Below are 18,685 nucleotides of genomic sequence, written 5' to 3' on the forward strand. Positions count from 1 at the left end.
TACACAAACGGATGTAAACTATCATTAAATTATTAGGCACATTATAACACTGGAGGAAAATGAGATGAAATATTTTGTAGTCGATGCTTTTGCAGAAAAGGTTTTTGAAGGAAATCCAGCAGGAGTATGTATCATGATTGATTGGATTTCAGATGAACTCATGCAAAAAATAGCGATTGAAAATAACCTATCGGAATCAGCTTTTGCAGTAAATGAAGGAGCACATTATGGACTGAGATGGTTTACACCTGGAGGAGAGATTAACCTTTGTGGGCACGCCACGTTAGCAACGGCATTTATCATTCTAAATTATTATGAAAAGCAATTGGAAACCGTCAAGTTTAATACAATTAGTGGAGAGTTAACTGTAACTAAACAAGATGACTTGTATGAACTGGATTTCCCTTCTGTTCCTTCAGAAGAAATTTCTGTTACTGATGAAATGATTAGTTCTTTAGGGATCGTACCAAAAGAGACATACTTAAATAGAGATCTTGTTTTTGTACTAGATTCCGAGGAAGATGTGAAAAACGTAAGTCCTGACTTTGCCCAATTAGAAAGATTACCAGAAGGATTGGGTGTTTGTGTGACAGCCAGAGGCAGTGAATTCGATTTTGTTTCCAGGGCGTTTTTCCCTAAGTTGAAAGTAAACGAAGATCCAGTAACAGGTTCCTTGCATTGTAGTTTAATTCCATTTTGGGCAAAAAGATTAGGAAAAAAAGAAATGGTGGCTAGACAATTATCAAGTAGAGGTGGAACGCTTTATTGTAAGCATGAAGATACACGAGTGAAGATGGCTGGAAGTGCAGTTCTATATTCAGTAGCTGAATTAAAAATTGAGATTTAAAGAAAGCTTTAATCATTTTTTTATTTACATGATAGCGGGGTGAAGGCTTGAAACGTTTTCATTATAGTTGGGTTATTTTATTAGTCACTTTTTTATCCATTCTAATAGCAAGTATTATACGGTCATCATCAGGAGTCTTCATCGTTCCGTTTGAAGCTGAATTTGGATGGGATCGCTCTACAATCTCATTTGCTTTTGCGATAAGTCTTCTTCTATACGGAATATCTGGTCCTTTTATGGCTGCTTTAATAGAGGTAACAGGTATAAAGAAAATGATGATTTTAGCAATGACAACATTATTGGTCGGTGTTAAAATCGTTGAAGACATATACTTGATTTTACGGATTATACCAAAACAATTCTTTTACGATAATTTACGATGGAATTAATTACCCGTAAAAATTGTATAATTCAATCCAATCAGATGTAAATGAAACGTTTTAAATCCATGGTATGAAAGGATTTGAGGCGTTTTTTATGTTGTGTTTGAACTTATGATCAAACTACCAGAAAGATCGACAGCTTGCTTAGGAATTAGTACAAATTTTTCATCAATTAGGCCATTAAATGGAATATGATTTCCAAATAAAACTGGATATAATGACCATCTTTTTGCACTTACCGATTTATTTTCCAAGTCCTTGAGGTAGATTGTTTTATGCGCTTCAAACCCTATTAAAGTTTTTTATAATCTAAATCCTAGTTACTCTAAACAAAAGATATTTGCTGTTTAACTACCCTGTTCTTTGGGAATGTGAACTATGAAACAATTACAACACTTAATCGGAGTTTTTAAAGGAGGCAGTATATGATGGATTACAACGGAGTAAGAGATTCCTGGATGGCTTATTTAGGTAGATTACCAGATTTAGTGCTTGCGCTTCTCGTCCTTTTGATAGGATGGATTGTTGCATCACTTATTGCAAAGGCGGTAAAAGCTGCTTTGCATCGTACAGACTTTGATAATAAAATGGCACGGTGGATGAGACCAGATTCTGATAGAGACCAAGGTACATCTAAGTCCTTTAACTATTCATCTGAAAGTATTATTAGTAAGATCGTTTTTTGGATCATAATGGCTGTAGCATTTGTTGTATTTTTAAACATGCTTAGCCTGCCATATGTTGCGCAGCCAATCTCACAAGCACTAGGCGTCATTGTCGCTGGGATACCAAATTTATTAAAAGCGGCCCTTATTGCTGTTGTTGCTTGGTTGATTGCATCAGGATTGTCGTTTTTAGTTAAGAAGGCGGGGGGAAATCAACGTTTTCTAGGCTTTTTATCACGATGGAAGCTAACAGGTGACAGCAATCAAGCTAATCATGCAGTACTCTCTGCTTCTAAAGCAGTCTTTTATTTAACACTGCTTCTTTTCTTGCCGGCTGTCCTTGCAGCCCTGGGAATTGAGGCAATTTCAGAGCCTCTTGAAGGCATGTTGAATGGGTTCTTTGCCTTTATTCCAAATATTATAGGTGCTGCGGTCATTCTATTTATTGGATGGTTAGTAGCGAAGATCGTAAAGGAAATTCTCGTGAACTTCCTGCGAAGTATTGGAACAGATCGTCTAGCAGCTAAATTAGGTGCTGAGAAGGCACTTGATAAAAATTCGATTTCTCAGCTGATTGGGACAATTGTTTATGTTTTTATTTTAATCCCGGTTGTCATCTCAGCGCTTGAAACATTAGATATTGATGGTATTTCAGCACCAGCGGTTGGAATGCTTGGCCAAATCATGGACATGATTCCAAACATTATTGTAGCGATTCTGCTTGTTGCAGTAGGTTTATGGGTCGGAAAATGGATCAAAACAGCCATCACTTCATTGTTAGAGCGAGTTGGGTTTAACAGCATCCTTTCTAAAATGGGACTAGGGTCACTACAAAAGAGCAATCAAACGTTTACCATTTCTGAGCTTGTCGGTTTGGCAGCACAGATTGTAGTCGTTCTGTTATTTACAATCGAAGCCTTACAGCTTGTTAATCTTGAAAGCTTAGTTTCTATCTTAACGGTTGTATTAGCTTATATTCCAATGGTGTTAACTGCTATTCTAATTCTTGGAATTGGATTTTATGCGGGTGATCTTGTCAAACGTGTTGTTAAAAGCATGGTGAGACAAGAAACAGAAGGTAAGTTACTTGGTAATATCGCTAAATATACCATCATTACATTAGCTTTCTTTATGGCCCTTAATCAATTAGGGGTAGCAAGTACAATTGTGAATGCTGCATTCATCTTAATCCTGGGCGGATTCACACTTGCATTTGGTTTAGCCTTCGGATTAGGTGGAAGAGAAGCGGCTGGTCGAACATTAAACAAATTAAGCAATAAAATGGAGCAAACGACCATTCATAGCCCTGATCCAAAAGAATGGAAGGAACGTCGAGAACAACCGAACATAAAAACGAGTGATACAAATTTATTTCAAGATAGAAACCTGAAGGATCTGAACAACCCAACGAATTCTCGTAACAATCCAAGACGAGATAAATAGTTTTTTAGACAATGAAGGAATAATAGATCGCAAATGCATCTATTATTCCTTTTTTGTTTAAGAGATTGGACTAGAAAATGTTTATTTCGCAGAATATGACGGGTAATGAATCTACAAACTAGTAAAAGTAAGGAGAGTAAAATGATCGAAACGTATTTGGAATCTAAAAAACATGAAATCATTGAGCTTTTGGAGATTCTCGTGAATACAGACAGCGGAACATACAATAAAGAAGGAGTAGATGCTGTAGGAGAAATTTTAATAGAGAAATTTGAGGAGATAGGAATGGAAGTTAAGGTCCATCCTGAACAAAAGCTAGGTAACCATTTGGAAATAAAAGCTTTAAGTGACAGTGATCCGAAAATTATGATCATTGCACATATGGACACTGTTTTTCCTAAGGGGGAAGCTAAAAAACGTCCGTTTAATGTGATAGGAAATAAAGCCTTTGGTCCTGGTGTTAATGATGAAAAAGCGAGTCATGTTCAGGTATTATACGCATTAAAGGCATTAAAAGAAGCGGGATCTGACGCATACAAAAATGTGCATATTATTTTTAACAGTGACGAAGAAATCGGATCACCTGCCTCAAAGCCGTTGATTAAACAGGTTGCTGAAAACAAACAGTATTCAATAGTAGTAGAATGCTCCCGCCCAAATGGAGGGATTGTGACAGAGCGAAAAGGGGTTGGTCATTTCACGCTTGTTGTGAAGGGGAAGAGTGCTCATGCCGGAGTAGAGCCTGAACGGGGAAGAAGTGCGATTGAGGAAATCTCCCATAAAATTCTCAAGCTTCAAGAGTTGAACGACTATGAGGAAGGAATATCTGTAAACGTAGGATATGTTCATGGCGGAACCTCTACAAATACGATCCCTTCTGCTGCAAAAGCTGAAATTGATGTGCGTTATAAGAATGAACAACAGGCGGCAGAGATTGTCAGGAAGATAACTGAAATCTCTCAGAAGGAGCATGTTTCAGGAACCAGTACCAAATTAAAGGGTGATATTAGTCGACCACCTATGCAGAAAACAAACGAGACAGAGCAGCTAATTAATGTTATTCAAGAAGTAGCTGCGGAAATTGATATATCTATCCGTGAGGTAAGCTCAGGCGGCGGATCTGATGCCTCCTTTACGGCAATTGAAGGTATTCCAACTGTAGACGGAATGGGTCCAATGGGAGAATTTTCTCATAGTGAAAAAGACGAGTATACAGACTTAAAAACGTTCCCTAAATTTACAGCACTACTTGCAAAAACGATTGAAAAATTAAGTGGATAGTTTTCTAAAAAGGGCTGTTTCAAGGATTAATATTTCCTTGGACTAAACAGCTCTTTTTATTTTTTAACAATACTAATTTGCATGTTCAAAGAATGTTAAATCGTAACTAGTTCAAAAGACCACTTATAAAAAATAATAATAAAGTAGGTTTAAGGGTTTTTCTTTTGGTGAATAAAAAGAGAAAAGAAAGATAAGAGAAAGTAAGAATGCTGAAATGAAAGTTTTGAAAGCTAGTTAATAGAAAAACTATTCTACTAAAACAAGAATACAGGAGGGTTTCATATGGGAGAAGCAGCAAAAAAGGTACCATTTACGCAAGGTCACCAAATGAATTTCCGTCCAGCTTATTCGATTCAAGACATTTACGGAGAAGGTATCATCTATAACCCCAAATTATATGCTGAAGATTATCAGCATTATTCAGGAGATTTATTAAGCTTAACTGCTCTAACAGGGAGAGAACTAAGTGTGGTTGGAAACACACCGGTTGTATGTCATGCTGCATGTGCTACAAAATCGGCATTAAGACTGCTGGGAAAATCAGGGCTTCAATTGCCGCCAGAGCTTTATACGTATCGAAATGAAGAAGAATATATTAATGTGCTTAAGCTTCTATCTAAACAAAATAAAAAGATGATTTTTCAATACCCACATCCTGAAGATAAGGTTTCAGCTGAGCTGTATAGGGTTGACCCTAGAGTGTTAGCCTATCTTTGTGATAAGAGAAATATACCTGAACTTGTTCCTTCTGAACATATACCGAAGCGAAGAATGATGAGCTTGGAGCAAATTATGGAGGAAAAATTGCAACTGCCAATTGTCTTAAAAACAGGGGATGGTCGTCCAACCTCTGGAGGGTACGGAGTCTTGCTTATAAATGAGGAAAAGCAGCTAGAAGAAATTGATGAAAGCTTTGGTGATTTGTCATCAATTATCGTCGAGGAGCATATTCCTTACGAGCAAAATATTTCGATTCATTATATAGCCAACAAAAAGGGTGAAATTGAGTTTATTGGCAAATCAGAGCAACTCGTCACGGATGATGGTAGCTTCTGCGGTAGCTGGATTACAACTGATTATGACGAAAACATAGCAGATATCATTAAAACCGGCTATAAAGTCATGAAAAATATAGCCGAAAAGGGATACGTCGGTGTAGCCGGCTTTGATGTTCTATTATATAATGGGCATTACTATTTTATTGATTTAAATGTCCGTTTTAATGCATCGACATGCGGGCTCTTGCTATATAACGATATTCATAAAAGATTTGGCAAAAAGTTAGTGCGACTTTGCAATTTTGATTGGAACAACAACTTTGATAGTGCCATTCCAATGGCCGAAAAATTCGTAGATAAGTATCAGTTTATTCCATTAAGCATATTAGATCCTAGATCTTTTCCGGGTGAGGATCAGGTAACAAAGATGATTGGTCTAGTGATTGGCCATTCTTCAGAAGAGGTCGAGGATGTGCTTGAGGAAATGAACAGAACTGGTTTTATTTTAAAGGAGTAAAGAGAGTAGAGATAGATAGTAGAAAGCGGGATTGTTGCAAAAGGTTCTGACTCTTTGTGACAGCCCCGTAACATTTCAGTTATCTGCCAGATTTACCTACTCCAAAACACATCGTTGAAAGATTGATAGAAGAGGTGCAAGATGTTAAAAAATCTTAAATATCCGCCAGATTAGAAGCCCAAACTTCAGCTCTCGGAACCCCAAGAATTCTCCCCTTTTTCCATCCAATTCCTTTACCATAATAGCATTCCAATATAAATGTCTAACTTCATCCCCGTTCCTCCTATTAAACGATATACTTTGCCTTAGCATAAAAAATAGCCATTAATTTTTTTTTTTTTAAAATAGAAAAACGTGCTAAAATGGAAGAGGTACAGCTTTTCACTGTATAGCAGTGAAATTGATTGCTTTATAAACATACACAAATATGAAAGCGGTATCTTTTTTGAGGGGAGGGAATTTTTTGTACTTAAAAACTAAAACATCAAAAATATTTAGAAGATTCTTACTATCTTATGTTATCATTCTTTTATTTCCACTCATTACCGGTTTTATAACGTACCAAGTGTCAATAGATGTTGCAAAGAAAAGCTCTATCGATACGAGCAAGTTGATTTTAAACAAGAGTAAGGAAATCTTAGAAAGCAGGCTAATGGAAGTTGAAAGATTTACTAGACAGATTGCTTTAGAAGATTTTAATCAACATTTAACGGTAAGAACAGAATCTAATCCGATTGATATTTATAGCTTAAGAGAAACCTCACGTTTTATTTCAACATATGCTCATTCGAACGATTTTTTAGAGGATTTTTATATCTATTTAAAAAATTATGATGTTGTATTAAACGATGGTGCAGTTTTTTTTAGAATTAATCATTTCTATGAAACTTACCATTATAATGATCTCTCCTTTGAACAATGGAAAAAAACAATTTTACAGGGGGATTATCAAGGAGAAATACTCCCACTTCGCTCATATACGAGTGAAAATAAGGAGCTTTCTGTTATTACATATCTTCAATCTCTTCCCTTCAATAGCTATAATCAACCATTGGGTACAGCAGTTTTGACGATTGATCAGAGGAAAATTCATTTACTATTAGAAGGGATATCTAAGCAGTATGGAGGCTGGGCCTTTATTGCTGATAAAGAAGGAAATCCAATTACAATAATGGGTATTAATGAAAGTCAGGCCAAAGAAATTGTCAGCAATTATACAAAAGATACAGATTCAATTAACAAAATAATAGAAGATGATACAATGCTATTATCTATACAGTCTGATCTCAATGGATGGAATTATGTTGCAGGGATACCTAAAGAAGGACTAATGGAAAAAGCGGAGGTTATCAAACAAATAACATTGGTTGTTACACTTAGCACTCTGATAATTGGAATGTTGCTTTGCTTGCTTCTTGCTTACCGCGATAGTACACCAATTCATAACTTAATAGATGTGGTTAGAGAGCAAATTGGTCCGGATGCCTCCAAACATAAAAATGAATATGACTTTTTACATGGCAATATTTCGAAGCTAATATCTAATAATAAGCTCTTAAGGGGAGAAATAACGAATCATAAAGATATATTAAAGGATTCCTTTATAAAGAGTTTATTAAATGGAGAATTTTATTATCAAGAAGGGATTAACGATAGGGCAGATCAATTAAATGTAAACTATAGAGGTGAGTATGGATTTGTATGTATTTTAAAAATAAATGGTTATGGTGATATGGAGAATAAAGAGATTCATAATGAATTGAGTGCATCACGTTTCCTTATTAAACGAACTCTCAAAGAATTAGAAACCTCGACCATTGTGACTGATTTAAATTTAGATAAGATTGTTATTATTTTTACTGTTAATAGTGAAAATAAAGTAACTGCCCCTGATGAATTAAAACATCTTCTAAATGAACTCAGTTTATCAGTAGCAAATTCTTATCGTATCTCAATATCATCTTTTGTAGGGAAATCCTTTCAGAATTTTAAGGAAATTAGCCGTTCTTATTATGAAGCAAGACAGGCATTAGATTATACCTTTTCTGAAATGAACGAGATACTTTGGTTTCAAGATATAGCTAGAGAAACAAGTATGTTTTATTATCCAATTGATATTGAGCTTCGACTGATAAATGCAATGAAAATGGGAGAAATATATGATGTAAAACAAATAATGACAGAAATCTTTCAGGAGAATTTTTGTGAAAGAGAATTATCTCCAAAAATTGTGGAGCAATTACTTGAAGAAATAAAATCTACGCTTATTAAGGCATGTTACTCTTCTAATTATCAAAGTTCTGAAAAATCAATAAACTTGGTAAATAAGATTTTACAAGTTCATTTAAATCTTGGAATAGAACATGTTTGGAAAGTATTTGAATCTACGGCTGATGAATTCTGTAGCATGATTAATAAAAGGAAAAAAGAATCAAATGACCAGGCAGTAAAATTAATTATTGAGTTTTTGGAACAAAATTATCATGACCCAGACTTATCTTTATACAGAATCTCAGAAAAGATAGGTCTTCCTGAAAAATTTGTTTCACAGCTTTTTAAAGAGCAATTAGGTGAATATGTTTCAGATTATATTGAAAAAATTCGCATCAAAAAAGCTTCTGAGTTACTTCTTAAGACCGATATGACAATTGAAGAGATATCGATTGAAGTGGGCTATAATTCTGCCCATTCTTTCCGTAGAGCTTTCAAGAGGGTTTTACATGTAACACCAAAAGTATATAGACAAGCAGCTAATCAGCAAAATGGAAATAGTCCAAAAGAAATAAGTAAGTAAGTTCATATTCTTCTATAAAACAAATAGAGATTCTCTATTTGTTTTTTTTGTTGTTAAGCGTATAATTTTTAAGTGAAAAATTTGAATTAACGTACTGATCCGCATTTACAGGACGAGTGGAATAAAGCTTAACGTCGATTCCAGCTCCAGTTTCTAGCCCCTCTAGGTCTTAAGAAAAATTGGAATGGTAGGCAATAGATTCTCAATTTCCATTTGTCTTATGTTTGTAGAAATGTTTAAGGTGGTTGTGCTTATATATTCCACCTCCACTTTAAAGACAAGTTAGTACATGCAAAATGTACTGATCAAATTCAAATGTACCTTGACGGCTAAATGTATTATTAGCTTTTTTTTTATATTCTATGTGTGTGTTTATAGCTTAGGAAATGAAAAAATTTGAACATTGGATATGCGATTTTTAGGATCTAAACATTTTTGATTAAAGGCAAGGAAAGCCTTCTATTCTGAATCTTCTTATGCATGGTTGAAGTATTCAAAATAGGGGCTTTTGTTAAGCATGTAGATTATCTCTATCGTTAATTGTCCTAAACATTTGCAATTGTACCTATGAAGAGGATTAAACACATGTTACATTCTAATCAACTTATTAGTTTTTTGTTTTGGTAGCGTTTACAAAAAAGATAGGAGTGGTTGAGTTGAAAGTCGAGGTAGCAAATAAGACTTCACCTAAATTGAATGGAATACAGGTTAAGTCAAAGATCTTAGGAAATGCCAAAAAGTCATTAAAGAGACATTGGCAACTTTATCTGCTGGTTATTCCTCCGGTTCTATATTTTCTTATTTTTAAGTATATTCCGATGTTCAATTCCGTAATTGCTTTTAAGGATTATAGTGTGGTGAAAGGAATTTGGGGAAGTGAATGGGTTGGATTTAAGCATTTTGAGATGTTTTTTAACAATCCACAATTTTGGATTCTTATTAAGAATACTTTCTTCCTTAGTTTGTATGCGTTGGCAGTGGGATTTCCTATTCCTATAATCTTGGCTCTATGTTTAAATGAAATTCGCAATGGCATGTTTAAAAAGACGGTACAATTGGTCACATATGCACCATATTTTATTTCGACTGTTATTATTGTTTCAATGTTAACATTAATGTTCTCTCCTAGGCTTGGAATTGTAAATCAATTGTTTGGAACCCTTGGGCTTGAATCGATTGATTTTCTTGGTCTGCCAGGGATGTTTAGGGACATCTATGTATGGTCAGACGTATGGCAGCATGCAGGTTATTCAGCTATCATTTATTTGGCTGCGCTATCTGGTGTCGATCCATCACAATATGAAGCGGCAAAGGTTGACGGAGCTACGCGACTTCAAAAAATCTTTTATATTGATATTCCGAGTATCATGCCTGTAGCAACTATTATTCTCATTCTCAGTGTGGGGAACATCATGGCACTAGGATTTGAAAAAGTCTTTTTATTACAAAATCCACTTAATCTTTCTACTTCTGAGGTTATTTCGACTTATGTATATAAAATTGGTTTGCTAAATGCTAACTTTAGCTTTGCAACTGCAGTTGGTTTGTTCAATTCAATTATTAATCTAGTTTTACTTGTTGCTGTAAATGCAACCTCGAAGAAAATTTCCAAAAATGGCTTGTGGTAATAAGGGGGAGTAAAGCAATGTTTAGTCATAAAAACAAAATAAAAGAATCGATTGCTGATCGTTTTTTTCTAACAGGTGTTTATTTATTTCTAACGATCTTATTGGTGGTTGTTCTTTATCCACTAATTTATATTGTCAGTGCATCAATAAGCAGTCCTGAAGCAGTTTCATCTGGTAAGGTATGGTTATTTCCAGTAGACCTGTCTTTTAAAGGGTATGAAGTAATCTTTAGTAATTCACAGATCATAACTGGTTATTTAAATTCTCTATTTTATACTTCTTTCGGTACGTTAATTAGTGTGACATTGACTGTGTTGATTGCCTATCCACTCTCAAGAAAAACATTCTTTGGTCGGAATTTTTTAATGTTTTTTATCGTATTCACAATGTTATTTTATGGTGGCTTAATTCCTACTTATCTTGTAGTGCAATCGTTAGGAATGGTGGATACGAGATGGGCGCTCATGATTCCTAATGCAATTGCTGTTTGGCAAGTTATTATTGCACGTACATTTTTTCAGACTTCAATACCAGATGAATTAGTAGAAGCAAGTGAAATGGATGGATGTAGTGATTTTCGTTTCCTTTGGTCAGTTGTCCTCCCATTAGCAAAGCCAATTATAGCAGTCCTTGTTTTAATGTATGCAGTAGGTCAGTGGAACGCATACTTTGATGCCTTGATATATTTAAAGAATCCAGATCTACATCCACTTCAATTGGTACTTAGAAATATTATTATTTTGAATACAGGCACAGGTGGAATGGATGCATCTGAAATGATGGAAAGACAGCAGCTAGCTGATTTAATGAAATATGCCTTAATCGTTGCTGCGAGTTTACCTGTTATGCTCATTTATCCATTTGTTCAGCGTCACTTTGTTAAAGGTATGATGATTGGTTCAGTTAAAGGCTAATGCATCTTAGTTGTTAATGTTGAAAGGGGGGATGTGGAGTAAATATATGTAGTCAGATTTTGATATTGTCATTCAATTTAATGAAAAGGGGAAGGTTACATTGAAAAAGGCGATGCTTTATTTTTTATCATTATTGCTTATTCTTAGTTTTACTTTAGTTGGTTGTAGTTCAAATGAAAAAACAGAAGTGTCTCAACAAGATGGTCCACTTAAGATAAAGGTTTTTGGTCCACAAAATGCTGATACAAATTTAGAAACAAACTATTTCACGAAACTGGTTGAGGAGAAGTTTAATATCGATTTAGAATGGCAAGTAACAACTTATGATGCAACTTCTGCAAGTGAAGTAAGAAATATAGCGCTCGCAAGTGGTGATTACCCTGATGCCTTTTTCTTAGTTCCTTGGGTAGATCAGTTTTCTCAAACAGACTTATTACGATATGGAAAACAAGGTGTAGTACTTCCATTAAATGATTTAATAGATAAGTATGCTCCAAATATAAAAGAGGTGATAGAAAATCATCCTTATTATGCATCAATGGTAACGGCTCCTGACGGAAATATTTATGGATTGCCACATTTAAATGAATGTTTTCATTGTTCGTATGGAAATAAACTATGGATTAATAAAGATTGGCTAGAAAAATTAAAGCTAGAAATGCCGAAAACAACAGAAGAATTTAAAAATGTATTAACAGCATTTAAGACACAAGATCCAAATGGAAATGGAAAACAAGATGAAGTTCCATTAAGTGGCTCGCCTGCTCTTATTGAATCATCTATTATTCCATATTTAATGAACGGTTTTATTTATGATGATTCGAGGTCAAGATTGACCTTAGAAAATGGGAAGGTCGATTTAGTAGCAAATAAAGATGAATGGAAGGAAGGCTTAGCCTATATAAAGTCCTTATATAAAGAAGGATTAATTGATAAAGGTGCCTTTTCACAAAATATGGAGGCACATCAAAAATTAGGTAATAATGCAGAAGCTCAAATTGTAGGAGCGTCTACCGGGATGCACCCAGGAGTGTTTGTAACAAATTTCGAATATGATATAGATTACGATGCATTGGCTCCACTTAAAGGACCAAATACTGAATATGCAACATATAACTTCCCGAGTACTCCTGGAGGAGCATTTGTTTTAACAAATAAAGCAAGTGAAGAAGCTCAGATTGCTGCTATTAAGTTAGTAGACTATATGTTTACAGACGAAGGACGAATTCTCAGTCATCATGGTGAAAAAGATGTAAGCTGGAGGGAACCTAAAGAAGGAGAAATCGCAATTGAAGAAGGGGTAGAACCTAATTTAGCACTAATACCTTTAAAAGAAGATGAAAAACCACGTAACGATAATTGGGGGGCACAATCACAATATTATCATTCCGGAGAATTTAGAGATGGATTAGTCCAAGCGACTGATATTTATACAGCAGAAGGGTATGAGCGAAGATTACAGGAAGCAACTCATTTATATGAAGGAAAAGAACCTTCTGAGGTTTTCCCACATTGGGCAATTTGGATTGACCCAGCTGTTGCAGATGAAGCAGCAATGATTGAGACAAATATTGTGGACTATATTGAGCAGAATTCCCTACAATTTATTACAGGTACAAAAGACTTGGATAAAGAATGGGATGCGTATGTTAAAGGGTTTGACCAGTTAAACCTTAAACGTTATTTAGAAATTATGCAAGAAGCATATGACAATTCTAGTTTATAAAAAAGTTCAGCTATGATCAGTTGAACAATTGAATAAAAGAACCGATGAAGGTCTCTTCATCGGTTCTATCAGTTATGCGTTATTTTTATAGTCGCAACCTTAAACAAAAATGTAAAAAAATTTTTTCTGGAGGGGCATATGAAATATAGAAAACTTGGAAAAACAGGGCTAAACGTTCCCGTTCTTAGTTATGGTGCTTCATCTTTAGGTTCTGTGTTTAGAAATATTGATGAGGAAGAGGGAATAAAAACAGTTCATACAGCGGTTGAATGTGGAATGAATTTAATTGATGTTTCACCCTATTATGGCTTAACGAAGGCTGAAACTGTACTTGGAAAAGCGTTGAAAGATATTCCGAGAGAGAAGTTCATTCTTTCCACGAAAGCGGGAAGATATGGAGAGCATGAATTTGATTTTTCAAAGAATAGAATTATTACAAGTGTAGAAGAAAGCTTAAAAAGGTTATCGACGGATTATTTAGATATTTTACTTTTGCATGACATCGAATTTGCTTCTTATGAACAAATCATAGAGGAGTCAATCCCTGCCCTCAAACTACTAAAAAAAGAAGGGAAAATTCGATTTTTTGGCGTTTCGGGTTTACCATTATCCATATTTGAAAAAGTACTTAACAAAACTGATCTTGATGTCATCCTTTCCTATTGTCATTACTCATTGAATGATAATTCTTTGTTGAATATGCTCCCTCTTTTGGAAAAAAATCAAGTCGGCTTGATGAACGCATCCCCACTATCGATGGGACTACTTAGCAATCGATTGGTGCCGGAATGGCATCCAGCATCACAAGAAATAAAAGATGCATGTAGCAAAGCAGCTTATTTTTGTAAACAACATGGCGAAGACATTTCAAAACTTGCTATTCAATACTCAGTAGCGAATGAAAAAGTACCAACAACATTAGTGAGTACAGCAAGTGTGGAGAATGTTAAAAAGAATATCGAGTGGGCAAATAAACCGATTGATTTAGAGTTTCTAAAAGAAGTTCTAGCTATACTAGAACCGATCCACAATAAAACATGGTCTAGTGGAAGAAGCGAGTATTGGTAATAATTTTTACAGTCGATTATAGGAGGATATAAAATGAAAGCTATTGTTTGTGAAAATCCGAACGACCTAAAAATGATAGAAATGGCAAAGCCTACTTTAAAAAGAGGAGAGGCGTTGGTAACTATTAAGCGGATTGGGATATGTGGGACTGATATCCATGCATATAAAGGAAATCAGCCATTTTTTACTTATCCACGGATTTTAGGTCATGAATTATCAGGGATCATTGAAGAAGTTGAAAAAAATGATAGTGGTCTAAAAAAGGGTGATCATGTTGCGATTATTCCGTATATGTATTGCGGTAAATGTATTGCATGTGTAGCAGGGAAAACGAACTGCTGTACAGATCTATATGTTATCGGTGTACATATAGATGGAGGAATGTGTGAAACATTATCTGTACCGGTGTCTCACTTGATAAAGATAGATGGAATTTCACTTGATGAAGCTGCAATGTTAGAGCCAATGTCGATCGGCGCCCATGCTGTCAGGCGTTCATTTTTAAAGGAAGGTGACAATGTCTTAGTCATCGGTGCTGGACCAATAGGTCTTGGAGTTATGGCTTTTGCTAAATATAGAGGAGCTCGTGTCATCGCAATGGATATAAATGAAGAAAGACTTGCTTTTTGCCAGAACTGGGCGAAAGTTGATGAAACGGTTTGCGTAAAAAATGAACCACTCCAAAAAATTCAAGATATTACAAATGGTGACCTACCAAGTATTGTATTTGATGCAACAGGAAACATCCAATCTATGAATCAAGCATTTCGATACGCAGCACATGGAGGATCGATAGTGTTTGTTGGATTGGCAAAGGGTGACATCATCTTTCATGACCCAGATTTTCATAAAAAAGAGCTAACATTAATGGGAAGTCGGAATGCGACGAAGGAAGATTTTCGAGAAGTAATAGAAGCTGTAAAATCATCAAGCATTGTCTTAGAGGACTTAATTACACATCGTTGTTCATTTAATGGAATAGCGAAAGAATTCGAGTATTTGCTAGCTCCGGAGGCAAAAGTAATAAAGGCAGTAATTGAATATGAATAATAAGTAAAAGGGAGGGATCTTTTGAATGATGAAAATTGACGCACATCAACATTTTTGGCTTTATAACGAAAAGGAATTCGCCTGGATAAATGATGATATGTCTGAATTAAAAAGGGACTTTTCACCAGAAGATTTGAAGGTTCTTTTAAAATCTATTCATTTTGATGGGTCTATCGTTGTTCAAGCTAGACAAAGCTTAGATGAGACAAGGTGGCTTTTAGAATTAGCCCAAAAATATGATTTTATCAAGGGAGTTGTAGGATGGGTTGACCTATGTTCACCTGATGTAACAAAACAACTAAAGCAATTTGCTAACAATCCCTTTTTAAAAGGCGTTCGTCATGTGATCCACGATGAAGCCGATGATCAATTTATGCTAAGCGAAGAATTTCAACGGGGCATCAGTGTGCTAAACGATTTTAACTTAACGTATGATCTCTTACTTTTTCCAAAGCATATTCCTTATGCTCTCCAGCTTATTGAAAAATTTCCGGAACAGTTATTTGTTTTAGATCATATCGGCAAACCAGATATAAAAAATAAAGAGATTTCATTTTGGAAGGAAAATCTTACAAAACTTGCAGAATACAGAAATGTTTATGTGAAAGTATCTGGAATGGTGACAGAGGCAGATTGGAAGAATTGGAGAAAAGAGGATTTTAAAGCCTATCTAGATATCGTATTTAATGCATTTGGACCGGAAAGAGTCATGATAGGATCTGATTGGCCAGTATGCACAGTTAGTGAATCCTATGAATCGGTTATGGGAATTGTACTAGATTATGTTAAACAATTCGCTTCTGGTTACGAGAGTCAGATATTAGGTGAAAACTGTTCTCGATTTTATTCAATAAAATAATTAGGGGGAAATCAGTTTTGAAACATAATATGATTTTATTTAATAAGCCTGCAAAGAATTGGAATGAGGCATTGCCTATTGGGAATGGACGATTAGGTGCTATGATATTTGGCAAAACTTCAGTAGAACAAATTCAGTTAAATGAAGAATCAATCTGGTATGGAGGATTCAGAGATAGAAATAATCCAGATGCATTGGAAAACCTACCCAAAATTAGAGCGTTACTTAAGGAAGGAAGATTAAGTGAAGCTGAAAAACTAGCAACCTATGCTTTATCGGGAACACCTGAAACACAAAGGCATTATATGACCCTTGGTGATTTGTTTCTTAATTTTGGGCATGAAGGGGTTGAAGAATACACAAGGAAGCTTGATTTAGAAAAAGCGATGTTATCGGTTGACTATTCTTTGAATCAAACCAGCTTTAAAAGAGAAATATTCTCCAGCTATCCAGATCAAGTTACAGTAATTCGTGTTACATCAAGTGAAAAAGGATCGATTTCATTTACTGCTAGACTTTCAAGAGAACAGAATAGATATATTGAGAGTTTATCTTCAAAAAGAAATAATAGTCTAGTCATGAAAGGGAATTGTGGTGGGAACGGTGGATCCGATTTTTCTGTTGTGTTATCTGCCTTTGCAGAGGGAGGAACGGTAGATACTATTGGAGAGCACCTAATTGTAAGTGAGGCTGATACAGTCGTATTATTTTTAGCAGCTGAAACAACCTTTCGTCATGCTGATCCAGAAGAAGAATGCTTTAAAAAGATTGATCAAGCAGCGATTAAATCTTATGAACAATTGAAGCAACGTCATATAGAGGATTATTCGGCCTATTATAAACGAATGGAAATTTGTTTAAATGATGAATTAAATGAAGAATTACTCCAATTGCCGATAGATGAAAGGATCAACCGAGTCAAAAATGGTTTAGAAGATCATAAGCTGATAGAGTTGTATTTTCAATTTGGTCGATATTTACTCATATCAAGTAGTCGACCTGGCACGCTTCCAGCAAACTTGCAGGGAATTTGGAACGACAAAATGAGACCACCTTGGGATAGTAAATATACCATTAATATTAATGCACAAATGAACTATTGGCCTGCTGAAGTGTGTAATCTATCAGAATGTCATGAGCCATTATTTGATTTAATTGAACGAATGCGGGCAAATGGTAGACATACAGCAGAGGTCATGTATGGATGCAGAGGATTTGTAGCACATCATAATACGGATATTTGGGGGGATACGGCTCCACAGGACATTTACCCTCCGTCAACCTACTGGCAAACGGGCGCGGCATGGCTTTGCCTTCATTTATGGGAACATTATCAATTTACTTTTGATAAAGATTTTCTTGATAAAAGCTATGAGACAATGAAAGAGTCTGCTGAATTCTTTTTAGACTTTTTAGTAGAAACGGAAGAGGGATATCTGGTTACAAGTCCATCTGTTTCACCAGAAAACACCTATATTCTTCCAAATGGTCAAAAAGGGACATTGTGTATTGGACCATCAATGGACAGCCAGATCCTGAAAGAACTCTTTCTTGCATGCATTGAGGCAAGTGAAATCCTAGGGAAGGACGTACTATTTAGAGAACAATTGGCTGAGGTTTTAAAGCGTTTACCAGAAACGAAAATAGGTAAATATGGGCAAATCCAAGAATGGATGGAGGATTATGAAGAGGCAGAACCAGGTCATCGACATATATCACATTTATTTGCTCTCCACCCAGGGAAGCAAATCAGTGTAACGGAAACTCCAGATCTTGCCAAGGCAGCGAAAACTACTTTAGAAAGAAGACTTGCGAATGGCGGGGGGCATACAGGATGGAGTCGGGCTTGGATTATCAATATGTGGGCAAGACTTTGGGAAGGGGAACTTGCTTATTCAAATATTTTAGAAATGCTGAAGCACTCGACCCTTCCAAACCTTTTGGATAATCATCCGCCTTTTCAAATTGACGGGAATTTTGGAGGTACAGCCGGAATTGCTGAAATGCTCATACAAAGTCATACTGGATCACTTCAGTTCCTTCCTGCCATCCCTGAAAAGTGGGATAAAGGCTTTGTTAAGGGAATAAAAGCACGAGGTGGATTTGAAGTAGATTTATATTGGGCGAACGGTTCAATAGAAACCGCTGTCATTCATTCTTTAAGTGGAAATGATTGCAAAATAAACTGGACTGGGCCATATAAGTTAACTGATAAAAATGATAAACCTGTTAATAAGCTACATGAAGAAGACGGAATGATTTGTTTTCCTACGGAAAGAGATGGTATTTATACTCTACGTGTTAAACACTAGGTTGTTTTAAGGTAGTAATGGAAGCGGAAACAATGTTAATTCGCTAGAATTTACATTTTGTTTAAGAATCCAAAAGTACGAGTGGAATTTTCTTCCTTCATAAAAGAGAGTGTGTAGATAAAAATAACTTATTAAGAACAATAAAGTGAGCAAAGGTTGTCATTTCTGGAATCTAGCATTGTTTTCTCTTTTAATGGGGT

At 35.4% G+C, this 18,685-nt stretch carries 13 protein-coding genes; all 13 read left to right on the top strand.

The annotated features are described in order from the left end of the window. Positions 1-64: 64 nt before the first annotated feature. The 13 genes from HUW50_RS14530 (at position 65) to HUW50_RS14590 (ending at position 18,485) form a co-directional block, all read left to right on the top strand. Positions 65-847 (top strand): PhzF family phenazine biosynthesis protein, encoded by a 783-nt coding sequence (locus HUW50_RS14530; protein ID WP_066323842.1) that lies wholly within the window; start codon positions 65-67, stop codon positions 845-847. A gap of 47 nt (positions 848-894) precedes the next feature. Then, positions 895-1,236: an MFS transporter gene (locus tag HUW50_RS14535; RefSeq protein WP_066323844.1), complete on the top strand. Its 342-nt coding sequence runs from the start codon at positions 895-897 to the stop codon at positions 1,234-1,236. 419 nt (positions 1,237-1,655) lie between these two features. Continuing rightward, complete coding sequence (locus HUW50_RS14540; RefSeq protein WP_066323846.1) at positions 1,656-3,338, top strand: mechanosensitive ion channel; 1,683 nt, start codon at positions 1,656-1,658, stop codon at positions 3,336-3,338. 141 nt (positions 3,339-3,479) lie between these two features. Further along, entirely contained in the window at positions 3,480-4,619 is a 1,140-nt protein-coding gene (locus HUW50_RS14545) for a M20 family metallopeptidase (RefSeq protein ID WP_232328934.1), read from the top strand. Between the two features lie 282 nt (positions 4,620-4,901). After that, positions 4,902-6,134 carry an ATP-grasp domain-containing protein gene (locus HUW50_RS14550; RefSeq protein ID WP_066323847.1) on the top strand — a complete coding sequence of 411 codons (1,233 nt, stop codon included), beginning with the start codon at positions 4,902-4,904 and terminating at the stop codon, positions 6,132-6,134. 463 nt (positions 6,135-6,597) lie between these two features. Further along, entirely contained in the window at positions 6,598-8,928 is a 2,331-nt protein-coding gene (locus tag HUW50_RS14555; RefSeq protein WP_185652981.1) for a helix-turn-helix domain-containing protein, read from the top strand. A gap of 692 nt (positions 8,929-9,620) precedes the next feature. Then, the gene (locus tag HUW50_RS14560; protein ID WP_066325696.1) at positions 9,621-10,556 is read left to right on the top strand and encodes an ABC transporter permease; all 936 of its coding nucleotides are present in this window, start codon (positions 9,621-9,623) and stop codon (positions 10,554-10,556) included. 17 nt (positions 10,557-10,573) lie between these two features. Continuing rightward, entirely contained in the window at positions 10,574-11,470 is an 897-nt protein-coding gene (locus HUW50_RS14565) for a carbohydrate ABC transporter permease (RefSeq protein WP_066323849.1), read from the top strand. A gap of 100 nt (positions 11,471-11,570) precedes the next feature. Beyond that, positions 11,571-13,196: an ABC transporter substrate-binding protein gene (locus HUW50_RS14570; protein WP_311773977.1), complete on the top strand. Its 1,626-nt coding sequence runs from the start codon at positions 11,571-11,573 to the stop codon at positions 13,194-13,196. A gap of 138 nt (positions 13,197-13,334) precedes the next feature. After that, positions 13,335-14,264, top strand: coding sequence for an aldo/keto reductase (locus tag HUW50_RS14575; protein ID WP_066323858.1), 930 nt, complete (start codon positions 13,335-13,337; stop codon positions 14,262-14,264). Between the two features lie 33 nt (positions 14,265-14,297). After that, entirely contained in the window at positions 14,298-15,314 is a 1,017-nt protein-coding gene (locus HUW50_RS14580) for a zinc-binding alcohol dehydrogenase family protein (RefSeq protein ID WP_066323861.1), read from the top strand. A 25-nt stretch (positions 15,315-15,339) separates the two neighbouring features. Further along, positions 15,340-16,173 (top strand): amidohydrolase family protein, encoded by an 834-nt coding sequence (locus HUW50_RS14585; protein WP_232328935.1) that lies wholly within the window; start codon positions 15,340-15,342, stop codon positions 16,171-16,173. Positions 16,174-16,202: 29 nt separating this feature from the next. Continuing rightward, on the top strand, positions 16,203-18,485 hold the full coding sequence (locus HUW50_RS14590) for a glycoside hydrolase family 95 protein (protein ID WP_066325710.1): 2,283 nt from the start codon (positions 16,203-16,205) through the stop codon (positions 18,483-18,485). The last annotated feature ends 200 nt before the right edge of the window (positions 18,486-18,685 follow it).

The organism is Metabacillus sp. KUDC1714 (assembly GCF_014217835.1).
Classification (GTDB): Bacteria; Bacillota; Bacilli; order Bacillales; family Bacillaceae; genus Metabacillus; species Metabacillus rhizosphaerae.